The organism is Pseudomonas sp. TH41 (assembly GCF_016650695.1).
Classification (GTDB): Bacteria; Pseudomonadota; Gammaproteobacteria; order Pseudomonadales; family Pseudomonadaceae; genus Aquipseudomonas.
This window is the reverse complement of sequence record NZ_JAEKFH010000005.1, coordinates 1,112,683-1,126,779: the sequence shown is the minus strand read 5'-3', so window position 1 is coordinate 1,126,779 and position 14,097 is coordinate 1,112,683. Positions and strand designations below refer to the sequence as shown.

Here is a 14,097-nt window from a genome sequence, read left to right as displayed (position 1 = left end):
CCCGCGATAGATCTCTGGAAATAGCCAGCGCGGGCAATCCCGAATTTTAGTAGTCCTACAAATCTGCCAGAGGATGTCGGCCTTCCCAGACCTTGTGGAAATGCGCTTGAACCACCGCATCCGGCACGTTGTTGATGTCTGGCCAGTGCCAGTGGGGTTTCTGATCCTTGTCGATCAACCGCGCCCGCACGCCTTCGCTGAACTCCGGATGCCGGCAGCAATTGAGGCTCATGGTGTATTCCATCTGAAAGACTTGAGCCAGGGACATGTGCCTGGCGCGGGCGATCTGCTCCCAGACCAGGTGAGCCGTCAGGGGCGCGCCTTCGCTCATGGTCCGCGCGGCACGACTGAACAGCAGGTCGGTGTCATCGCGCAGCGGGGCGATAGCCTTCCAGGCGCAGCGCACATCACTGACATCCAGCAACTCGTCGATCTGCTGACGTCGCGGCAACCATTGGGCTTCGGGCATCTGCGCGACGGCTTCCTGCTGCAAGGCCTTGAGCAGACTGTTGAGCTGCATCGGCGTCTGTTCCTGCCAGTTCAATTGCAGCAAGCCTTCGATCAGCTCTTCCTGCTGTTCATCGAGCAAGAAGCGGTCGGCCAGGTCCAGATCGATCGCATCGCGACCGTTCATATGGGCGCCGGTCAGGCCGAGAAACAAGCCAAGTTTGCCCGGCAGTCGCGACAGGAACCAACTGGCCCCGACGTCCGGGTACAGGCCGATGCTGATCTCGGGCATCGCCAACCGAGTGCTCGGCGTGACAATGCGAATGCTCGCGCCTTGCAGCAGCCCCATGCCACCGCCGAGCACATAGCCATGGCCCCAGCAAATCAATGGTTTCGGGTAGGTGTGCAGATTGAAGTCCAGGCGATATTCCGCCGCAAAGAAGTGCGCGGCCAAGGGCGGCACTTCCCCGGGCTGCGCGCGACAGGCTTCCACCAGGCTGCGGACTTCACCGCCGGCGCAAAAGGCCTTGGCGCCGTTGCCGCGCAATAATACGCAGACGATTTGCGGTTCCTTGGCCCAGGCGTCCAGTTGATCGCGCAAGGCGTTGATCATCGGCAAGGACAGGGCGTTGAGGGATTTTTCGGCATCCAGGCTGGCGATGCCGATGCGAGCGCCGTCGGTGCCGGTGAGTTCTTCGAAGTGCAGATTCATCGTGACCTCGATCGAGAATTTGAGCGTTCAGTATGATCGCTATGCAGGAAAGTGCCGGATCTGCGTCAGATCAATTGACAAGCGTGATGGGCTTTCCTAGGGTTCGCCCCATTGTTTTTGCCGGATGTAACCATGACTGCTGACGACCGTATCAAACTCGAACCGAGCTGGAAGGAGGCACTGCGTGCCGAGTTCGACCAGCCTTACATGACAGAGTTGCGCGATTTCCTGCAACAGGAGCGCGCTGCGGGCAAGGAAATCTATCCACCGGGACCGATGATTTTCAACGCACTCAACTCGACGCCGCTGGATAAAGTCAAGGTGGTCATCCTCGGGCAGGACCCCTATCACGGCCCGGGCCAGGCGCACGGCTTGTGCTTCTCGGTGCAACCGGGCGTGCCGGCGCCGCCGTCGCTGGTCAACATCTATAAAGAGTTGAAGCGTGATCTGAACATCGACATCCCGGCCCACGGATGCCTGCAAAGCTGGGCGGACCAGGGCGTGCTGATGATCAACACCACCATGACCGTGGAGCGCGCCAATGCCAACGCCCATGCGGGCAAAGGCTGGCAGCACTTTACTGATCGGATAATCGAGGTGGTCAGTGAGCACCAGCCACATTTGGTGTTCCTGCTGTGGGGCGCACATGCCCAGAGCAAACAGAAACTGATCGATGCCACCAAGCACTTGGTGCTGACCTCGGTGCATCCGTCGCCGTTGTCCGCTTATCGCGGTTTTTTCGGGTGCGGGCACTTCAGCCGGACCAACAAGTTTCTTGAGCAGAATGGCGAGATGCCGATCGAATGGCGGTTGCCGCCGGTTTGATGTGTTGGCAATGAGGGCCCCTTCGCGAGCAAGCCCGCTCCCACATTGGATCTTCAGTGTTCACAAGATCAATGTGGGAGCGGGCTTGCTCGCGAAGGCGGCGACTCGGTCTATTGGTCTGAATCCGGCACCCGGTTCCAATACTTGAACAACGGCTCCGCCAGAAACAACACAAACAACAGCCGCATCACTTGCATCGCCGTTACCAGCGGCACCGACAATTGCAGGGTCTCCGCCGTCAGGCTCATCTCCGCAATCCCGCCGGGCATCATGCCCAGCGTCAGCGAACGCAAATCCAGGTGCGTAAGCGCACTCAAGCCCAGTGCTGCCGCCGTGGCGATCAACATCGTCAGGACGGTCCCGATCAAGGTCCGCCCCATAAACGAAGGCGCACGTCGGAAAAACTGTCGATTGAAGTGGCAACCCAAGCCGCTACCGATCAGCCATTGGCCAATCTGACTGCCGCCGTTAGGCAAACCGATATGCGGATCCCAACCAATGCTCACCGCTGCACTCACCAGCAACGGCCCGAATAACCACGGATTGGGTTGACGAAGACGTTCCCACATCCAGGCCGCCAAAGCGCCTGCCGGGAAGAGAAGGGCGAGCCACCATCCATCGACGGCGGTCGGATGAAAAACCGGCGCCCCGTTGCCCAGCAAATATTTGAAGGCTGCCGGCACAGACAGCACTACCACCAGCACCCGCAGACTTTGCCCGGCCGCCACGCGGCTGAGTACCGCGCCGTTGCGGGCGCCAAGGTTGACCATCTCCCCGGAGCCGCCAGGCATGCTGGAAAAAAATGCGGTGGCGCGGTCCTCGCCGGTCCGACGCAGCAACCAGACGCCGACCACGGCGGACAGACTGGTGACCAACGCACCGAAGAAGATCAGGCCGAAGTGGCTCAGGACCTGCTCCATCACCACCGGGGTGAAATGCAGGCCGATGCCGATGCCGACGATCCACTGGCCGCACTTGCGACCGCCAGGGATTTCCGCCAATTGCCAGGGAGTCAGGCAGCGCACGAGGATGATCGCCAGCAACGAGCCGACCATCCACGGCAGTGGCCAGCCGATCTGGCTGGCGAGGTAACCGCCCAGCAGACCGACCAGCGGGGTTCCCCACCAGGTTTTGAAGGAGGGGCGATCAGACATCGGCGATAGCGCGCCGGGCGACCGAACGTTTGCGCCAGATTCGCACTATCGGCATTAGCAGCATGATCGCCGTCAGCACCCAGACACTGAAGGTGATCGGGCTGGACCAGAGGATTTCCAGTGCACCGTTGGAGATCGACAGGGCGCGACGCAGGTTTTGCTCCATCAGACCGCCGAGGATGAAACCCAGTAACACCGGTGACAATGGGAAGTCCAGCTTGCGCAGGAGGTAGCCAAAGATGCCGATGCCGATCATCAGGAACAGATCGAACGTGGTGGCGTGCACCGCGTAGACGCCGATCCCGGTGATGATCGCAATCACCGGCACCAGTGCCCAGTTCGGCACGGCGAGAATGCGGGTGAAGATGCGGATCATTGGAATGTTGAGGATCACCAGCATGATGTTGGCGACGAACAACGACGCGATCAGGCCCCAAACGATGTCCGGTTGCTGTTGGAACAGCAGCGGGCCGGGAGTGATGTTGTACAGCGACAGCGCGCCAATCATCACCGCGGTGGTGCCCGAACCCGGCACGCCGAGGGTCAACATGGGCACCAGTGCGCCGCAGGCCGCGCCACCGATGGCGGTTTCCGGTGCCGCGAGACCGCGCATGTCACCCTGGCCGAAACTGCCCTTGGCGCCGGCGATACGTTTTTCGGTCATGTAGGCCACGGCACTGGCGAGTGTCGCGCCTGCACCCGGCAACACGCCCATGATGAAACCCAGCAAACCGCAACGGATGTTCACCATGAACACCGCCGAGGCTTCCTTGAAGTTGAACATCATGCGTCCGGTGGCCTTTACCGCTTCCTGGCCACGATGGGTTTTTTCCAGCAGCAGGAGGATTTCGCTGATGGAGAACAGGCCCAGCACCAGCACCACGAACTGAATGCCGTCGGTCAAATGGATGTTGTCTCCGGTGAAACGGTACACGCCGCTGTTGGCATCGATCCCGACGCTCGACAGAAACAGACCGATCAACGCCGCAATAAAGGTCTTCAGCGGTCGGTCACCGGCCATGCCGCCGAGACAGACGATCGCAAACACCATCAGGACGAAATATTCCGCCGGCCCGAAGGCAATCGCCCATTTTGCCAGCAGCGGCGCGAACAGCACCATGCCGCACGTGGCGATGAACGCACCGATAAACGAGCTCCACGCCGACAGCGACAGCGCCACACCGGCCAGGCCTTTGCGGGCCATCGGGTAACCGTCGAGGGTGGTCATCACCGTGGAGGCTTCGCCCGGAATGTTCAGCAGGATCGAGCTGATCCGGCCGCCGTATTCACACCCCAGGTAAACCGCCGCCAACAGGATCAATGCCGACTCCGGTGGCAGGCCGAGGGCGAACGCGATCGGGATCAATAACGCCACGCCGTTGATCGGGCCCAGGCCTGGCAACAGCCCGACGACGGTGCCGATCAATGTGCCGCAGAGGGCGGTTACCAGGTTGTACGGGCTCAGCGCGACGCCGAAGCCCTGGCCCAAATAGCCAAGAGTATCCATATCAGTTCTCCAGAACGTCGAGCACGCCCAAGGGCAGTGGCACGTCCATCAACTTGTCGAACAGCAGATAAAGACCGACGGCCATCAGGCTGATGATCACCGTGCTCGGCAGCCAGCGGCCGCCATACAGGCGTGCCATCGGGATCCCGATCAATAGGCTGGCGACAATGAAACCGAGGGGTTCGAAGGTTCCGGCGAAAACTAGTAACAGCACTACGCAGATGCCAATTTTGATCAGGGTTTCACGGTCCAGTTTTGGGTCGTCATCACTGTGGATGATCGGCGTCGGCCGAAACACCATGTACAGCAATCCCAGCCCCATCAGGCCGAGCATCAAAAGGGGGAACGCGCGAGGCCCCACCGGTTCGTAGGAAAAAGCCGCCTGGTACGGCCACGCCATCAGCGCCAGGCCAACACAGACCAGCAACAGCACTGACGCAAAAATGCGTTGTAAGAGCATGGGAAACTCCTGTGCCACGGCCCCGCAGAACGGGGGCCGTGGCCGCTAGACAGAGGCGATCACTGAATCAGGCCGAACTCTTTGGCCAGCACTTTGTAGTCCGCGACCTGCTTCTTCACGTAGGTGTCCAGCTCCGGGCCGGTCATGGCAAACGGGAAGAGCTCACGCTGATCGCGCAGCTTGGCGAAGTCTTCGGACGCCAGCAGTTTGTCGAACGCGTCTTTCCACCAGGCGTAGTCTTCGTCGCTGACCTTCGGCCCAAGGTAGAAGCCGCGAACCACCGGCCAGACAATGTCGTAGCCTTGTTCTTTGGCGGTCGGAATGTCTTTCATTTCCGGCTCGTCCAGGCGCTTCTCGGAGAACACCGCCAGCAGGCGCATGTCACCGCTCAGGATGTGCGGCATGGAGTCGGAGATGTCGGTGCTGCCGACCTGAATGTGACCGCCGAGCAGGGCGGTGGCGATTTCACCGCCGCCTTCGAGGGCGACGTAACGCAGGTCGCGCGGGTTGATCCCGGCCGCCTTGGCGATCAGGGCCGTTTGCATCCAGTCCTGGCTGCCGACGGTGCCACCGGAGCCGATCACTACTTTGCTCGGATCTTTCTTCAGCGCTTGAACGAGGTCGTCGAGGTTCTTGTAAGGCGAATCGCTTTTCACCGCGATGGCGCCGTAGCTGGTGCCGACGGCGGCCAGCCAGCGCACGGCGTTTTCATCGAAACGACCGAACTTGCCTTGGGCCAGGTTCAGCAACGAACCGCTGGACCACGCCACCAGCGTGCCGGCGTCGGCCGGGCGCTGCGCGACCACCGCGTTGTACGCCACCGCACCGACACCGCCCGGCATGTAGGTCACGCGCATCGGTTTGGTCAGCAGTTTCTCATTGACCAGCGCGCTTTGCGCCAGTTTGCAGGTCAGGTCGAAACCGCCACCCGGCGAGGCCGGGGCGATGCATTCCGGGCGTTTTGGCTCAGCCATCAATTGGCCGGCAAACAGCACACAGCTGGCGGCGAGGGCGAAACGGCGCAGTGATCGATTCATTATTGTCTCCAGGGGAGTTTTTATTTTTTGGGGGCGTTTCAGGTGCGGCGGTTTCGCGCTGGGCAGCCGGCTTCGGCGCTGGCACGCATCAACGATGGGAATAGAAAGAAGGGGTGGGGCGGGCGAGTCTGAAGCGGTATGGACGGCATGGTGCAGTACCTCGGTTATTGTTCTTATTGGCGAAAACGCTTCATGGCGTTTTTCGGGAGCTACATTTCACAGCACGTTGCAAACTACGGTCGGAGGATTGGCAGTCGAAACCCTCCGTGGACCGACTCTAACGGTCCAACCTTTCACTAACCTTTCAGCAGCCTTTCACGGTTCTCAGGCTTCACAGCGGCGGTTGCGGCTGTAAACTCCGCGCCAAAGAATGGCGTCGACCATCCCTGAATGAGGTAAAGATCCATGCGTGTCCTGCTCGTCGAAGACCATTTGCAGCTCGCCGACAGTGTCGCCCAAGCGCTCAAGAGCACCGGTCTGACCGTGGATGTGCTGCACGACGGTGTGGCGGCCGACCTAGCCTTGAGCAGCGAGGAATACGCCATGGCGATTCTCGACGTCGGCCTGCCGCGCATGGATGGTTTCGAAGTGCTGGCGCGTTTGCGGGCGCGGGGCAAGAACCTGCCGGTGTTGATGTTGACCGCCCGCAGCGACGTCAAGGATCGGGTCCACGGCTTGAACCTCGGTGCCGACGACTACCTGGCCAAACCGTTCGAACTGACTGAACTCGAAGCACGGGTCAAAGCCCTGCTGCGCCGCAGTGTGCTCGGCGGTGAACGCCAGCAGCGCTGTGGGGTTCTGGCCTATGACCTGGACACCCGGCGCTTCACCCTCGGCGAAGAATTGCTGACCCTGACCTCCCGCGAGCAGGCGGTACTTGAAGCCCTGATCGCTCGTCCCGGCCGGGTGATGAGCAAGGAGCAACTGGCTTCCCACGTGTTTGGTCTGGACGAAGAAGCCAGCCCGGACGCCATCGAAATCTACGTCCACCGCTTGCGCAAAAAGCTCGACGGTCAGCCGGTCGCCATCGTGACCTTCCGCGGCCTCGGCTATTTGCTGGAAAGCCGCGATGCATAAGCCCAGCAGCCTGCGCTGGCGGTTGTTGTGGAACCTGGCGCTGTTGCTGGTGGTGTTGATGCTGGCCAGTGGTTTGAGCGCGTACTGGAATGGTCGCGAAGCCGCCGATACCGCGTACGACCGGACCTTGCTGGCCTCGGCGCGAACCATCGCCGCCGGTGTGTCCCAGCGCGATGGCAGCCTGAGCGCCGACGTGCCTTACGTGGCCCTCGACACCTTCGCCTATGACAGCGCGGGGCGAATTTTTTACCTGGTCAACGACATCAACCAGAAGCTGATTTCCGGCTACGAAAACCTGCCGCCGCCGCCGCCAGGCACGCCGCGCACCGATGACTATCCGGCGCTGGCGCGTTTCTACAACGCCAAATACCAGGGGCAAAATGTGCGCGTGGTCAGCCTGCTCAAGCCGGTGAGTGAGCCAAACATGAACGGCATGGCGGAAATTCGTGTGGCAGAAACCGATGAAGCGAGGGTCAGCATGGCCCGTAGCCTGGCGGCAGACACCTTGCTGCGTCTGGGCATGCTGGCGGTCGGGGCGCTGCTGATGGTGTGGTTCGCGGTCAGTGCGGCGCTGCGCCCGCTGGAGCGATTGCGCACAGCGGTGGAAGAGCGCCAGTCCGACGACCTGCGGCCGTTGCCGTTGGTGGAAGTGCAGCGGGAGTTGTGGCCGTTGGTGCGTGCGCTCAATCACTTTACCGAGCGGCTGCGGGTCCAGTTCGAGCGTCAGGCGCAATTCATTGCCGATGCCGCTCACGAACTGCGTACCCCGCTGGCAGCGCTCAAGGCCCGGCTCGAACTGGGCCTGCGCTCAAGCGAGCCCGACACCTGGCGCAGCACCCTGGAAAACGCTGCCCAAGGTACGGATCGTTTAACCCATTTGGCCAATCAGTTGCTGTCGTTGGCACGGGTCGAGAACGGTGCGCGAGCCATTGCCGAGGGCGGGGCGCAACTGCTTGATCTCAGTCAGTTGGCGCGTGAATTAGGCATGGCCATGGCGCCGCTGGCCCACGCGCGTGGCGTGGCGCTTGCGCTGGAAGCGGATGAGCCGGTGTGGCTGCGCGGCGAGCCGACGTTGTTGAACGAACTGTTGAGCAATCTGGTGGATAACGCGCTGGCGCATACCCCGCCGGGCGGTAACGTGATTCTGCGAGTCACCGCGCCGGCCGTGCTGGAGGTCGAGGATGATGGCCCGGGGATTCCCCTTGAAGAGCGCGATCGAGTCTTCGAGCGTTTTTACCGACGTAACCAGCAGGTGGCCGGTTCGGGCCTGGGCCTGGCGATTGTCGGTGAGATCTGCCGTGCTCACCTGGCGCAGATCAGCCTGCACGATGGCGAGGCGGCGGGGTTGAAGGTGCGGGTGAGTTTTATCGCGGGGTAGGTTTGCGGTGTCTGGAATGGCCCCTTCGCGAGCAGGCTCGCTCCCACAAGGGATCTCGGGTGTTGCAGATCCAGTGTGGGAGCGAGCCTGCTCGCGATAGGGGCGGCGCGGTCTCGACTAGTAAAACATCGACCGCGACTCTTCCAGATCCTTGCACATCGCCTCGTTCTCGGGATCGAACCCCAACTTCCGGAGCGCCGGCACGCTGAGCGCATCGATTCGGGCCAGCGGATGGTCGGTGTCCTTGTGGCAATACAGACTGGCCACTTGCACCAGATCGACATAATCAACCCAATCGGATTGACGCTTGAAGTCCAGGTATTGCCCCGGCACCTTCACCAGGTTTTCCGGGAAATCCCAGACCCTGAGCAATTTGTCGCCGAGCCGGGGATGAATACGGTCAATCACATGGTTGAGGCTGACCGGGTCGGACAGCAGTTCATTGTGATCTTCGGCGTAAGTCAGGATCGGCAGCACGCCGATCTGATGCACCAGCCCGCCAAGTGCCGCCTGGTCAGGCTTGAGTTGGGTGTACTTGCGGCACAGCGCATAACTGACCCCGGCGATTTCCAGGCTTTTGCGCCATACCTCGCGCATCTTCCGTTCCACCACGTCGGAACGGGCATGGAAAATCTGTTCCATCACCAGACCGATGGCCAGGTTGCTGCTGTAATTGATGCCCAGCCGAGTGATTGCGGTGTGGAGGTCCGTGACCTCCTGGGTTGCACGCAGCAGCGGGCTGTTGACCACTTTGATCAGGCGCGCGGACAACGCGGTATCGCGGCCGATTACTTTACTCAGGGTGCTGATGCTGACTTCCGGGTTTTCAGCGGCCTTGCGAATCTGCAGGGCCACTTCCGGTAACGTTGGCAGAACCAGGTCATCGTTATCGATGGCCTCAACCACATCCTGTTGGACCTTTTCCGCCAGATCGCTCATTTCTTTTCTCTAGGTGTTGCAACAAGTGCTGCTGTTAACGCTGAATTTCGCGATCGCGATCCAGTTCATAAGGCAGGTCGAGCAGGTGCAGGGCGGGCCCTTCAAGGGCGCCCAGACGGATATCCCCCCCTTCTGCTGCTTCGGCTTGCAGCACGGCCAGGAGTTCGATGTTTTGTCCGGCGTTGGCGGCTAACACCACTTCGCCGATGGAGCTACCGTGTGTCGGGGAAAACAGGGGGGTGCCAGGCTCAGGCAAATCGGTGGCGTCCAGACTGAGGCGATACAAGCGACGCTTGAGTTTGCCCAGGTACTGCATGCGCGCGACGATTTCCTGGCCGGTGTAGCAACCCTTTTTGAAGCTCACGCCACCGACCGCTTGCAAATTGAGCATCTGCGGGATGAACAGCTCACGAGTGCCCGGCATGACCTGACCGATCCCGGCGCGGATCTGGCCCAGCAGCCATTGATTCAGATCGCTTTCGGCCAGCAGCCCGGACAGCTTGCCTTTGATGGCATCAGCTTGATCGGCTGCAACCCAGAGTTCGGCGCGGTCCGGCGAGACACGAATGGCGATCAGGCCGTCATTGCGCACGACACTGTCTGTATCAGCCGGCAACTCAAGACCCAGGTTGATCAGTGCCGCATCGCCATGGTCGACGCCGAAGCGGACCCAGGCAACGCTTTCATCAGTCAGTTTGGATTTGGAGAACACAGCGTACTTTTTCAGGTCCGCCAGTTGCGGTTCCAGCAGCTCAGTGGCCATGGCCAATAAAACGCCGTCACCTTGCAGCAGGATACGGAAACTCGACTGCATTCGGCCCTTCTGCGTGCAGCGGGCGCCGAGGCTGGCTTGGGTGTCGCTCAGGTAGTTGAGGTTGCAGGTCAGTTGGCCTTGCAGGAATTTGCTGGCATCCGCGCCGCGTACCGCGAGAACGCCTTCGTGAGACAGGGTGCAGAAAAAAGCAGAGTCGGCCATGGGTCATCGCAGGGTAAAGAGACTGGTAGACATCATAAGGGGGCGCTCTTGAAATGGGTAGTTCACAAAGGATCGGTATAGGCCGACCAAAGCCGAGTGTTCGACGGTGCTGGGGGCTGTATACTTGCCGCCTATTTGAGGAGCGCTCCATGGTCGAAGATGTTGAACTGAATCGCCTCTACTGGCACAGCCGCCGCGGCATGCTTGAGCTTGACGTGTTGCTGGTGCCGTTCGTGAAAGAGGTCTATCCGCACCTCAATGATGTCGACCGCGATTGCTATCGCAAGCTGCTCGAATGCGAAGATCAGGACATGTTCGGCTGGTTCATGGAACGCGCCGAATCGGAAGATCCGGAGCTTCAGCGCATGGTTCGCATGATCCTGGATCGTGTCCAGCCCAAGTAATTCGTTCGAATGCCGCTGGCATGCCTCGCGGCAGTTGCTGGCGGCATATCTTCTGGCCCAGCTGTTCGCGCTGGGTTCGCTGTTTCTTCTCTCGATACCGATCTGGGCCAGCGTGCTCGGCGTCGCGTTTTGCCTGGTTCATGGCGTTTGGGCGTTGCCGAGACAGATTCTGCTGACACATCCACAGGCATTTTGCGGCTTGCGTCGCGATGGCGATGGTTGGCAGTTGTGGAGTCAGACGGCGGGTTGGCAGGCCGTTCAGCTACGGCCAGACAGCCTGGCGCTGCCATTGGTCGTAGTGCTGCGTTTTCGCTTGCGAGGCGAACGACGGGTCCGGTCGATGTGTGTGCCCCGGGATTCGCAGGCGGCGGATGTGCACCGACGCCTGCGGGTTCGACTCAAGTTCAGTCGACGTAGGTGGGCGGCACCAGGATAGTGTCCAGTGCGACGGGGAGCATGTTCGGATAGTCGAGGGTGTAATGCAGGCCGCGACTTTCCTTGCGTTCCATGGCTGACTCAATCATCAGCTCGGCCACTTGGGCCAGGTTACGCAATTCGATCAGGTCCCGGCTGACCTTGTAATTACTATAGAACTCATCGATTTCGTCCAGCAGCAGGCGCACGCGGTGCTGTGCACGTTGCAAACGCTTGTTGGTGCGCACGATGCCGACGTAGTCCCACATGAACCGCCGCAGTTCATCCCAGTTGTGCGCAATGATCACGTCTTCATCGGAGTCGGTGACCTGGCTCGCATCCCAGATGGGCAGGGCGGTCGGAATCGACACCTGCGGCAGCTGTTCAAGAATGTCCGCTGCCGCTGAGCGCGCATAAACGAAGCACTCCAGTAACGAGTTGCTGGCCATGCGGTTGGCGCCATGCAGACCGGTGAAGCTGGTTTCGCCAATGGCGTACAGCCCCGGCACGTCGGTGCGACCATTTTGATCGACCATCACGCCGCCGCAGGTGTAGTGCGCCGCGGGCACCACCGGAATCGGTTGCTTGGTGATGTCGATGGAGAATTCGAGGCAGCGTTCGTACATCGTCGGGAAGTGAGTCTTGATGAACGCTTCCGGCTTGTGGCTGATGTCGAGGTAGACGCAGTCGACACCCAGGCGCTTCATCTCATGGTCGATGGCGCGGGCGACGATGTCCCGTGGTGCCAACTCCGCGCGCGGATCGAAGCGCTGCATGAAGCGTTCGCCGTTGGGCAACTTCAGGTGGGCGCCTTCGCCGCGCAGCGCTTCGGTGATCAGGAAACTCTTGGCCTGCGGGTGATATAGGCAGGTGGGATGGAACTGGTTGAACTCCAGATTCGCCACCCGGCAACCCGAACGCCAGGCCATGGCGATGCCATCACCGCAGGCGCCATCGGGGTTGCTGGTATAGAGGTAGACTTTGGCGGCCCCTCCGGACGCGAGGATCACAAAACGCGCGCCGTAGGTGTCGACCTCACCGGTGCCACGATTGAGTACATAGGCGCCGAGGCAGCGATTACCTTCAAGGCCCAGGCGTTTCTCGGTGATCAGATCGACGGCGACACGCTGTTCCAGCAGTTCGATGTTCGATCGTTGCCTGGCCTGGGCGAGCAAGGTTTTGAAAATTGCAGCGCCGGTCGCATCCGCGGCATGAATGATGCGTCGATGACTGTGGCCGCCTTCACGGGTCAGGTGGAATTCGAATCCGCCATCTTCGGTGCCGGACTGTTCATCGCGGGTAAACGGTACGCCTTGGTCGATTAGCCATTGAATCGCCTCTTTACTGTGCTCGACGGTAAATCGCACGGCGTCTTCGTGACACAGGCCGCCGCCGGCATTGAGCGTGTCATCGACGTGGGATTCGACGGTGTCGGTGTCATCCAGCACAGCAGCGACGCCACCTTGGGCCCAGAAAGTCGAGCCGTTGGCGAGGTCGCCTTTGCTCAGTACAGCGATGCGTAAATGACCGGGCAGGGTCAACGCAAGACTTAAACCGGCAGCGCCGCTGCCAATGACCAGAACATCGTGTTGAAACTGTTGGCTCATTTCAGGATTCCGCTCAAAGCGACCCGGGTCGGGGTTGGCGCAAGACACCTCGATGGTGAGTCAGGCAGCCACACAGCCCACTAGTATATAGAGGGGGGGAGCGGCACAATACCCGAGCCCATATGGCATTGTGAAACTACTGTGACAGAAAATACCTGACGCTTCGTCGGATGCTTTTTCGGCCGGTTCGGCGACAAGGCGACTGTATCGTCGATTTAACACTATTTTTCTATTCACGGTTGCACGATGTCGGTTGCACCCAGCTATAAATATTTGGAACTTTTGCCAAAGGCCCAAGATCAATAGACGGTGCCTGAAAAGAAGGACAGTGTCGGCTTCAGTGCGGGATCTGCGGTTGGATCCATGCCTGCGAATCCGATGACAAGATTATTTGCGCAGCCGGGTCATGCCGAGCTGCGCTTTTCGTGCGTGCCAAATCAGAGCCCGCAGGAAACTTGCTTGGAGGGGGAGAACTTTTGCGAAAAGCCCGAGTCTATGTTTGCAAGTCTGGTTGTTTAGTTATGCAAGCCTCCTCCGAGCTTATCGAGGAGTGTTCATGCTAACCCAGGAAGAGGATCAGCAACTGGTCGAGCGCGTTCAACGCGGCGACAAGCGTGCTTTCGATCTGCTAGTGCTGAAATACCAGCACAAAATTCTCGGGTTGATCGTGCGTTTCGTGCACGACACCCATGAAGCCCAGGATGTGGCGCAGGAAGCCTTTATCAAGGCGTACCGTGCACTTGGAAATTTTCGCGGGGACAGCGCGTTTTATACGTGGCTTTACCGCATCGCCATCAACACGGCGAAAAACTATCTGGTTTCACGCGGCCGCCGGCCGCCGGATAGCGATGTCAGTTCCGAAGATGCAGAGTTTTACGATGGCGATCATGGCCTCAAGGACCTCGAGTCTCCAGAGCGTGCATTGCTGCGGGATGAGATCGAAGGCACCGTCCATCGAACCATTCAGCAACTGCCAGAAGATTTGCGTACGGCGTTAACTTTACGTGAATTCGATGGTCTGAGTTACGAGGACATTGCAGCCGTCATGCAATGTCCGGTGGGTACCGTGCGCTCCCGGATCTTCCGCGCTCGGGAAGCCATCGATAAAGCCCTGCAGCCGTTGTTGCAGGAAAACTGAGACAGCGGCGACAGCCAAGAGA

General features: G+C 60.2%; 14 protein-coding genes. 6 read left to right on the top strand and 8 right to left on the bottom strand.

The genetic code is table 11. The annotated features are described in order from the left end of the window. Nucleotides 1-55: 55 nt before the first annotated feature. Nucleotides 56-1,159, bottom strand: a complete 1,104-nt coding sequence (locus JFU37_RS23550) for an enoyl-CoA hydratase/isomerase family protein (protein WP_201119418.1) — start codon at nt 1,157-1,159, stop codon at nt 56-58. A 132-nt stretch (nt 1,160-1,291) separates the two neighbouring features. Here JFU37_RS23550 and ung point away from each other — a divergent pair, with 132 nt between their 5' ends. Beyond that, nucleotides 1,292-1,984, top strand: a complete 693-nt coding sequence (gene ung / locus JFU37_RS23545) for a uracil-DNA glycosylase (protein ID WP_201119417.1) — start codon at nt 1,292-1,294, stop codon at nt 1,982-1,984. Between the two features lie 110 nt (nt 1,985-2,094). Here ung and JFU37_RS23540 read toward each other — a convergent pair whose 3' ends face one another. Genes JFU37_RS23540 through JFU37_RS23525 form a run of 4 tightly spaced genes read right to left on the bottom strand, consistent with a single transcriptional unit; the run spans nt 2,095 to nt 6,142 of the window. Beyond that, nucleotides 2,095-3,138: an AbrB family transcriptional regulator gene (locus JFU37_RS23540; protein WP_201119416.1), complete on the bottom strand. Its 1,044-nt coding sequence runs from the start codon at nt 3,136-3,138 to the stop codon at nt 2,095-2,097. Next, the gene (locus JFU37_RS23535; protein WP_201119415.1) at nt 3,131-4,645 is read right to left on the bottom strand and encodes a tripartite tricarboxylate transporter permease; all 1,515 of its coding nucleotides are present in this window, start codon (nt 4,643-4,645) and stop codon (nt 3,131-3,133) included. Before JFU37_RS23535 ends, JFU37_RS23540 begins: the two co-directional genes overlap by 8 nt. 1 nt (nt 4,646) lies before the next feature. Beyond that, nucleotides 4,647-5,105 carry a tripartite tricarboxylate transporter TctB family protein gene (locus JFU37_RS23530; RefSeq protein ID WP_201119414.1) on the bottom strand — a complete coding sequence of 153 codons (459 nt, stop codon included), beginning with the start codon at nt 5,103-5,105 and terminating at the stop codon, nt 4,647-4,649. A gap of 59 nt (nt 5,106-5,164) precedes the next feature. After that, nucleotides 5,165-6,142, bottom strand: coding sequence for a Bug family tripartite tricarboxylate transporter substrate binding protein (locus JFU37_RS23525; RefSeq protein WP_201119411.1), 978 nt, complete (start codon nt 6,140-6,142; stop codon nt 5,165-5,167). 405 nt (nt 6,143-6,547) lie between these two features. On the opposite strand from JFU37_RS23525, the gene JFU37_RS23520 reads away from it, so the two are divergent. Continuing rightward, the gene (locus tag JFU37_RS23520) at nt 6,548-7,219 is read left to right on the top strand and encodes a response regulator (protein WP_201119409.1); all 672 of its coding nucleotides are present in this window, start codon (nt 6,548-6,550) and stop codon (nt 7,217-7,219) included. Next, nucleotides 7,212-8,597 carry a sensor histidine kinase gene (locus tag JFU37_RS23515; RefSeq protein WP_201119406.1) on the top strand — a complete coding sequence of 462 codons (1,386 nt, stop codon included), beginning with the start codon at nt 7,212-7,214 and terminating at the stop codon, nt 8,595-8,597. Before JFU37_RS23520 ends, JFU37_RS23515 begins: the two co-directional genes overlap by 8 nt. 117 nt (nt 8,598-8,714) lie before the next feature. Here the strand turns inward: JFU37_RS23515 and JFU37_RS23510 are convergent, their stop codons facing one another. Both JFU37_RS23510 and ygfZ read right to left on the bottom strand, forming a co-directional pair. Beyond that, nucleotides 8,715-9,536, bottom strand: coding sequence for an HDOD domain-containing protein (locus tag JFU37_RS23510; protein ID WP_201119403.1), 822 nt, complete (start codon nt 9,534-9,536; stop codon nt 8,715-8,717). 34 nt (nt 9,537-9,570) lie between these two features. Further along, complete coding sequence (ygfZ, locus tag JFU37_RS23505) at nt 9,571-10,512, bottom strand: CAF17-like 4Fe-4S cluster assembly/insertion protein YgfZ (protein WP_201119401.1); 942 nt, start codon at nt 10,510-10,512, stop codon at nt 9,571-9,573. Between the two features lie 149 nt (nt 10,513-10,661). Between ygfZ and JFU37_RS23500 the strand changes: the two genes are divergently transcribed. Together JFU37_RS23500 and JFU37_RS23495 are read left to right on the top strand one after the other, a co-directional pair. Next, complete coding sequence (locus tag JFU37_RS23500) at nt 10,662-10,916, top strand: FAD assembly factor SdhE (protein ID WP_007944081.1); 255 nt, start codon at nt 10,662-10,664, stop codon at nt 10,914-10,916. Next, nucleotides 10,900-11,352 (top strand): protein YgfX, encoded by a 453-nt coding sequence (locus JFU37_RS23495; RefSeq protein WP_201119399.1) that lies wholly within the window; start codon nt 10,900-10,902, stop codon nt 11,350-11,352. Before JFU37_RS23500 ends, JFU37_RS23495 begins: the two co-directional genes overlap by 17 nt. Here the strand turns inward: JFU37_RS23495 and nadB are convergent. After that, nucleotides 11,321-12,937 (bottom strand): L-aspartate oxidase, encoded by a 1,617-nt coding sequence (nadB, locus tag JFU37_RS23490; RefSeq protein WP_201119397.1) that lies wholly within the window; start codon nt 12,935-12,937, stop codon nt 11,321-11,323. The genes JFU37_RS23495 and nadB overlap by 32 nt on opposite strands. 556 nt (nt 12,938-13,493) lie before the next feature. Between nadB and rpoE the strand changes: the two genes are divergently transcribed. After that, the gene (gene rpoE, locus JFU37_RS23485; RefSeq protein ID WP_007944079.1) at nt 13,494-14,075 is read left to right on the top strand and encodes an RNA polymerase sigma factor RpoE; all 582 of its coding nucleotides are present in this window, start codon (nt 13,494-13,496) and stop codon (nt 14,073-14,075) included. The last annotated feature ends 22 nt before the right edge of the window (nt 14,076-14,097 follow it).

What these genes read in the sequence shown, in the direction of transcription:
- nadB (WP_201119397.1), bottom strand. Translation starts at nt 12,937, where the DNA reads ATGAGCCAACAGTTTCAACACGATGTTCTGGTCATTGGCAGCGGCGCT.
- ygfZ (WP_201119401.1), bottom strand. Translation starts at nt 10,512, where the DNA reads ATGGCCGACTCTGCTTTTTTCTGCACCCTGTCTCACGAAGGCGTTCTC.
- rpoE (WP_007944079.1), top strand. Translation starts at nt 13,494, where the DNA reads ATGCTAACCCAGGAAGAGGATCAGCAACTGGTCGAGCGCGTTCAACGC.
- JFU37_RS23510 (WP_201119403.1), bottom strand. Translation starts at nt 9,536, where the DNA reads ATGAGCGATCTGGCGGAAAAGGTCCAACAGGATGTGGTTGAGGCCATC.
- JFU37_RS23540 (WP_201119416.1), bottom strand. Translation starts at nt 3,138, where the DNA reads ATGTCTGATCGCCCCTCCTTCAAAACCTGGTGGGGAACCCCGCTGGTC.
- JFU37_RS23530 (WP_201119414.1), bottom strand. Translation starts at nt 5,105, where the DNA reads ATGCTCTTACAACGCATTTTTGCGTCAGTGCTGTTGCTGGTCTGTGTT.
- ung (WP_201119417.1), top strand. Translation starts at nt 1,292, where the DNA reads ATGACTGCTGACGACCGTATCAAACTCGAACCGAGCTGGAAGGAGGCA.
- JFU37_RS23550 (WP_201119418.1), bottom strand. Translation starts at nt 1,159, where the DNA reads ATGAATCTGCACTTCGAAGAACTCACCGGCACCGACGGCGCTCGCATC.
- JFU37_RS23520 (WP_201119409.1), top strand. Translation starts at nt 6,548, where the DNA reads ATGCGTGTCCTGCTCGTCGAAGACCATTTGCAGCTCGCCGACAGTGTC.
- JFU37_RS23525 (WP_201119411.1), bottom strand. Translation starts at nt 6,142, where the DNA reads ATGAATCGATCACTGCGCCGTTTCGCCCTCGCCGCCAGCTGTGTGCTG.
- JFU37_RS23535 (WP_201119415.1), bottom strand. Translation starts at nt 4,645, where the DNA reads ATGGATACTCTTGGCTATTTGGGCCAGGGCTTCGGCGTCGCGCTGAGC.
- JFU37_RS23500 (WP_007944081.1), top strand. Translation starts at nt 10,662, where the DNA reads ATGGTCGAAGATGTTGAACTGAATCGCCTCTACTGGCACAGCCGCCGC.
- JFU37_RS23515 (WP_201119406.1), top strand. Translation starts at nt 7,212, where the DNA reads ATGCATAAGCCCAGCAGCCTGCGCTGGCGGTTGTTGTGGAACCTGGCG.